At 63.0% G+C, this 6,047-nt stretch carries 5 protein-coding genes and 1 pseudogene; all 6 read right to left on the minus strand.

All coding sequences use genetic code 11. The annotated features are described in order from the left end of the window. A pseudogene (locus WBR57_RS05270) lies at positions 1-296 on the minus strand (SPOR domain-containing protein); the annotation flags it as partial. Continuing rightward, the gene (gene folC / locus WBR57_RS05275) at positions 280-1,587 is read right to left on the minus strand and encodes a bifunctional tetrahydrofolate synthase/dihydrofolate synthase (RefSeq protein ID WP_424082785.1); all 1,308 of its coding nucleotides are present in this window, start codon (positions 1,585-1,587) and stop codon (positions 280-282) included. The gene folC and the pseudogene WBR57_RS05270, both read right to left, overlap by 17 nt. After that, the gene (gene accD / locus WBR57_RS05280; RefSeq protein WP_032888267.1) at positions 1,584-2,504 is read right to left on the minus strand and encodes an acetyl-CoA carboxylase, carboxyltransferase subunit beta; all 921 of its coding nucleotides are present in this window, start codon (positions 2,502-2,504) and stop codon (positions 1,584-1,586) included. Before accD ends, folC begins: the two co-directional genes overlap by 4 nt. Positions 2,505-2,748: 244 nt before the next feature. Further along, the gene (locus tag WBR57_RS05285) at positions 2,749-3,381 is read right to left on the minus strand and encodes a phosphoribosylanthranilate isomerase (RefSeq protein WP_424082787.1); all 633 of its coding nucleotides are present in this window, start codon (positions 3,379-3,381) and stop codon (positions 2,749-2,751) included. A 63-nt stretch (positions 3,382-3,444) separates the two neighbouring features. Continuing rightward, positions 3,445-4,269 carry a tRNA pseudouridine(38-40) synthase TruA gene (gene truA, locus WBR57_RS05290; protein ID WP_424082792.1) on the minus strand — a complete coding sequence of 275 codons (825 nt, stop codon included), beginning with the start codon at positions 4,267-4,269 and terminating at the stop codon, positions 3,445-3,447. 208 nt (positions 4,270-4,477) lie between these two features. Beyond that, on the minus strand, positions 4,478-6,047 hold a 1,570-nt coding region (locus tag WBR57_RS05295; protein WP_424082789.1), incomplete at its 5' end, for a FimV/HubP family polar landmark protein.

Raw genomic sequence — 6,047 nt, forward strand, 5'->3', positions numbered from 1 at the left:
GGCTTGACCACCGGCACACTCGGCTGTACCGGCATCGAAGGCGCCTGTTGCGCGGCGACTTCATCCTCAGCCGGCACCGGCTCTTCGTCCGGCAGCGCCTGGGGCTCCGGCACCACCACCGGCTCAACCTGCACCTGCGGCACCGCCGGCGCCTGTGGCGCAGCCGGGGCTTCTACGACTACTTGGCGCTCTTCGTCCTGACGGGAAAACAGCATCGGCAGGAAAATCACCGCCAACGCCACCAGAACCAGGGCTCCGACCATCCGCTGCTTGTATGCGCTATCCAGTAATGCCATGTGCAGCTTCCTCCGTGGAGCGCCGGGCCAACCACTCAAGCGCCTCGGCAACACAATAAAATGATCCGAACAACAGAATCTCGTCCTCGGCCGTTGCTACCGCACACTGCGCCTCAAGGGCTGCGGTCACGCTTGCATACGACGCTACCGGCGCGCCAAGGTTCTGCAAGGCCACTTCCAACTCAGCGGCCGGGCGACTTCGTGGCGTATCCAGCGGCGCCACTGCCCAGGCCTGGACACTCGCCAGCAACGGCGCCACCACGCCGTCCAGGTCCTTGTCGGCCAACAGACCAAACACGGCGAGGCGGCGACCGGCCGGCGGCGTGCGCACCAGGCGCTGCGCCAGGTACTCGGCGGCATGCGGGTTGTGCCCCACATCCAGCAGCAGGTTCAGGCGCTTGCCTTGCCATTCGAACTTACGACGGTCCAGGCGCCCGACCACACGGGTGTTGAGCAAGGTCGCAGCAACCTGCTCGGCATTCCACGGCAGGTCCAGCAACAGATAGGCTTGCAACGCGAGCGCGGCGTTTTCCATCGGCAAGTTCAACAGCGGCAGGTCGCGCAGTTCCACAGCCTGGCCACGCGCATCAAGCCCGCGCCACTGCCAGTGCTGGTCACCGATCTCAAGATTGAATTCGCGGCCCCGCAGGAAGAACGCGCAATCCAGCTCGCGCACCTTGTCCAGCAAGGGTTGCGGCGGATCCAGGTCACCACACAGCGCAGGCTTGCCCTGGCGGAAAATCCCGGCCTTTTCATAGGCCACGGATTCGCGGGTGTTTCCCAGGTAGTCGGCATGGTCCACACCAATGCTGGTGACCAGCGCCAAGTCGGCGTCCACCACGTTGACCGTGTCCAGGCGCCCGCCCAGGCCAACTTCCAGCACCACCACATCCAGTTGCGCACGCTCGAACAGCCAGAACGCCGCCAGGGTGCCCATCTCGAAGTAAGTCAGGGAAATTTCGCCCCGGCCCGCATCGAGTGCGGCAAAGGCTTCGCAGAGTTGCTCGTCAGTGGCTTCGACGCCATTGAGCTGCACCCGCTCGTTGTAACGCAGCAGGTGCGGGGAATTGTACACGCCGACGTTCAACCCCTGGGCCTGCAGCAGCGCCGCGACAAAGGCGCAGGTAGAGCCCTTGCCGTTGGTGCCGGTCACCGTGATCACGCGCGGTGCCGGGCGCCCCAACCCAAGGCGGGCCGCTACCTGTTGCGAGCGCTCCAGGCCCATGTCGATGGCTGACGGATGCAATTGCTCAAGGTAGGCGAGCCATTCGCCAAGGGTACGTTGGGTCATAGGTTTGCAGGCACCGGCGGCACAACAATCGGCTCGACTTTAGGCGCGACGTAAACAGGAGTCGGCAGGCCCATCATCTGTGCCAGCAGGTTACCCAGGCGTGGGCGCAACTCGCCACGCGGGATGATCAGGTCGATGGCGCCGTGTTCCAGCAGGAACTCGCTGCGCTGGAAGCCTTCCGGCAGTTTTTCACGCACGGTCTGTTCGATCACTCGCGGGCCGGCAAAGCCGATCAGCGCTTTTGGCTCGCCGACGATCACGTCACCCAGCATCGCCAGGCTGGCGGAAACGCCGCCGTAGACCGGGTCGGTCAGCACGGAGATGAACGGGATGCCTTCTTCACGCAGACGCGCCAGTACCGCGGAAGTCTTGGCCATTTGCATCAGGGAGATCAGCGCTTCCTGCATACGCGCACCACCGGAGGCGGCGAAGCAGATCATCGGGCAACGGTTTTCCAGGGCATAGTTGGCGGCGCGAACAAAGCGCTCGCCGACGATGGCACCCATGGAGCCGCCCATGAAGGAGAACTCAAACGCCGACACCACCACCGGCATGCCCAGCAGCTTGCCGCTGACGGAAATCAGCGCGTCTTTCTCACCGGTCTGCTTCTGCGCAGCGGTCAGGCGGTCCTTGTACTTCTTGCCATCGCGGAACTTGAGACGGTCAACCGGCTCCAGGTCGGCGCCCAGCTCGTTACGGCCGTCGGCGTCGAGGAAGATATCGATGCGGGCGCGAGCGCCGATACGCATGTGGTGGTTGCACTTGGGGCAAACATCCAGGGTCTTTTCCAGCTCAGGGCGGTACAGCACCGCGTCGCAGGATGGGCACTTGTGCCACAGACCTTCAGGAACCGAGCTTTTCTTCACCTCGGAACGCATGATCGAAGGGATCAGTTTGTCTACTAACCAGTTGCTCATGCTTTCTTTCTCCAGTACCGGTGGCTTGAACTCAGCCCCGTGTATGCCCTTGAGCTAAATTCATATGTGGCGATGACACATGCTGGACGGGGTCAGACGTTCGACCGGCCTTTTCCGCATGCCTCCTCAGCCTTCCAGACAACCTGCCAACGCAGGGTTGCCACTTCATTTCCGGGCCTCCCGCAGGCGGCGCCGGTGCTGTTTTACACAGTGGTAGTTATGGACGGCGGCAGACTGCCAGCCGTCACATCGCGCCACTGCTGTTGCGCACAGCCTGCATGAATGCGCGAATCTTGCTGTGATCCTTGATGCCCTTGCCCTGCTCTACCCCGCCGCTGACGTCCACGGCATACGGCCGCACCTGCTCGATGGCCGCCCCGACATTACCCGGCGTCAGGCCACCGGCCAAGATGATCGGCTTGCTCAAACCCGCGGGGATCAGCAACCAGTCGAATGCTTCGCCAGTGCCACCGGGTACGCCTTCTACGTAGGTATCCAGCAGAATTCCGCGTGCACCGGCATAGGCGGCACAGGCAGCGGCGATGTCATCACCGGCCTTGACGCGCAACGCCTTGATATACGGGCGCTGGTAGCTTTCGCATTCATCAGGGGTTTCGTCGCCGTGAAACTGCAGCATGTCCAGGGGTACGGCATCCAGGGTTTCGTTGAGTTCGCAACGGCTGGCGTTGACGAACAAGCCCACGGTGGTCACGAACGGCGGCAACGCAGCAATGATTGCGCGTGCCTGCAACACGTTCACCGCTCGCGGGCTCTTGGCGTAGAACACAAAACCAATCGCATCCGCCCCCGCCTCGACTGCCGCCAGCGCGTCTTCTATGCGGGTAATCCCGCAAATCTTGCTGCGAACGGCTGACATGTCGTAGAAACCCCAGGGTTGAACCGAGAAAGTCCCGGATGGTAACAAAAGCTATTCCGGGCGTCAGCCGCCAAGTTCGCTGAAACCTGTGAGGAAGTGTGGCCCGATGAAACGTTCCGGCAGTTCGAACTCGTCGCGGTACTCCACCTCCACCAGGTACAGGCCGAACGGATGCGCCGTCACCCCGCCCGTACGGCGTACGCGACTTTCCAGCACTTCTTTGGCCCATTCCACCGGGCGCTCGCCAGTGCCGATGGTCATCAGCACCCCGGCAATGTTGCGCACCATATGGTGCAAGAAGGCGCCGGCACGGATATCCAGCACGATCATCTTGCCGTGGCGGGTCACGCGCAGGTGATGGACTTCCTTGATCGGCGACTTGGCCTGGCATTGGCCGGCACGGAAAGCACTGAAATCATGCACACCGACCAAGTGCTGCGCAGCCTCGGCCATGCGCTCGGCGTCCAGCGGGCGGTGGTTCCAGGTGATTTCTTCATTCAGATGCGCCGGGCGGATCTGGTCGTTGTAGATCACGTAGCGATAACGCCGGGCGATGGCCTTGAAGCGCGCATGAAAGTGCGCGGGCATGACCTTGGCCCAACTGACGCTGACGTCATGCGGCAAATTGATATTGGCGCCCATTACCCACGCCTTCATCGACCGCTCGGCCTGGGTGTCGAAGTGCACCACCTGGCCGCACGCATGCACGCCGGCGTCGGTGCGCCCGGCGCACATCAGCGACACCGGTGAGTCGGCGACTTTCGACAGGGCCTTTTCCAGGGTTTCCTGCACCGTCAGCACACCGGATGCCTGACGCTGCCAGCCGCGATAGCGCGAGCCTTTGTATTCCACGCCCAGGGCGATGCGGTAAAAGCCTGCGGCCGCCATTTCGGCGGCCGCGTTATCTATATTTGCCAAGAACTGAGAGCCTGATGAGTTGCGCAAAGGCGGCCATTATAGAGGCGACGGCCGAGTGGCGGGCGCTTTTGTTATGGGCTAAATGCGTGAGGGGGCTTGCCCACCGATGGCGTTAGCTCAGTCAACGATGTGTCGAATGGCAAAACGCAATCGGGAGCAAGCCCCCTCCCACATTGGATCAAATGCGCCCGAGCATCTCCTTGGCTTCGCCGCGCTGCACCTCATCACCTTCGGTCAGCACTTCGGATAGGATGTCGCGTGCGCCATCAGTGTCACCCATGTCGATATACGCCTGGGCGAGGTCGAGCTTGGTGGCGACCTCGTCGGTGCCGGACAGGAAGTCAAATTCCGGATCGTCCTCGCCCAACGCCGCATCTTCAGCGGTGAAGGACGGCTCGATGGACGGGTGCTCCAGGCTCTGAGACAGGCGGTCCAGCTCGGCGTTGACGTCATCCAGTTCCGACGCAAAGGCGTCAGGCTGGGCAGGCGCCTCGGGCTCATCGGCCAGGGAAAGGTCGAAATCGTCCGGCAATTCGAAGTCGTCCGGTGCCGCCGGGGTCAGGGTCGGTGGCTCGACCGCGGGCGGGCCTTTCATCTGGTCTTCAAGGCCGGAGAGAAAGTCATCGTCAGAAAGATCTGAAGCCGGGTCGTCCAACTGCAGGTCCAGGTCGAAGTCCGACAGATCCTCCGGGCTCGCCTTGGCCTCGGTTTGCTGCTGCAGAAGCGACTCGAACGTTGGTTGATCATCCTTGGCCACGGCCGGCGAAACGGCTTCCAGATCGTCCAGGCTCAAATCGAAATCGGTGTCGAAAGACTCGGGCTCTGCTGCAACGGGCTTGTCCTCGAGCAAATCCTTGACGTACTGGGCGTCCAGCGCAGCAGCCGCCACGGCGGCACTGACGCCCGCCGCCAGCACAGCCATGGCCGGGAAACGGCGCTTGAGCTGCTCGACCTGGGCATGGTTTTCGCCATTGGCCACCAGTTGGCGCTCCTGGGTGACGAAACCGTCCTTGTCGTTTTGCAGGCCGTAGACTTCCATCAACTTCAAACGCAGATCACTGCGCTTGGGCTCATGCTTGATCGCCTGCTCCAGCACATCAGCAGCCTGGTTCAGATGGCCACGGTCAATATGCGATTGGGCCTGAGCCAAGGCATCGTTGGCGTTCTGCGGGGCCACGGCCACCGCCAGCGGCGCAAGCACGGACGCGACGGTCGGCACTACCGTGGCCGGCTCAACCACAGGCGCCGGCGCGGGAGCGGCTGCCAGCTTGACGTTTGGCGGCGGTACCTCAAGGCCTCCGAAGCTGTCGGGCGGCAGGTCCTGGTCGATATTGGAGTTGAACGGCGGCTCTTCGGCCAGGGCCCGCGCCATGCGCAGGTGCTTCTCTTCCTCGAGGCGAGCGTTGCGATGGCGCGCCCACAACAGCAGGAGCAGCAGCACCAGCAAGCCTGCCGCACCGCCGATCACGCCCAATACGATCGGGTTGGTCAGCAAGTCGTTGAACTTGCCTTCGGTGGTCGCGGGCGCGACACCTGGCTTGATTGGCTCCGGCGCAGGCGCCGTGGCTGCCGGCGCAGCATCGGGCGCTGCCGCAGTGCTCGCGGGCTCACCTGCCAGTTGAGCCGGCATCGCTGCCGTGGCTGGCGCCGCCGGGTCGCCCTTTTCAGCCTGCAAGCGCGCCAGTTGATCGTTTTTCAGCTGAATCAGCTTTTGCAGCTTGTCCAACTGGCTTTGCAAATCTGCCGCG

It is taken from the genome of Pseudomonas sp., from assembly GCF_049590575.1.
In the GTDB taxonomy this organism is placed as follows: Bacteria; Pseudomonadota; Gammaproteobacteria; order Pseudomonadales; family Pseudomonadaceae; genus Aquipseudomonas.

Bases quoted from the DNA above. Each gene is read 5' to 3' on its own strand.
- folC (WP_424082785.1), bottom strand. From the start codon at position 1,587: ATGACCCAACGTACCCTTGGCGAATGGCTCGCCTACCTTGAGCAATTG.
- accD (WP_032888267.1), bottom strand. From the start codon at position 2,504: ATGAGCAACTGGTTAGTAGACAAACTGATCCCTTCGATCATGCGTTCC.
- WBR57_RS05285 (WP_424082787.1), bottom strand. From the start codon at position 3,381: ATGTCAGCCGTTCGCAGCAAGATTTGCGGGATTACCCGCATAGAAGAC.
- truA (WP_424082792.1), bottom strand. From the start codon at position 4,269: ATGGCGGCCGCAGGCTTTTACCGCATCGCCCTGGGCGTGGAATACAAA.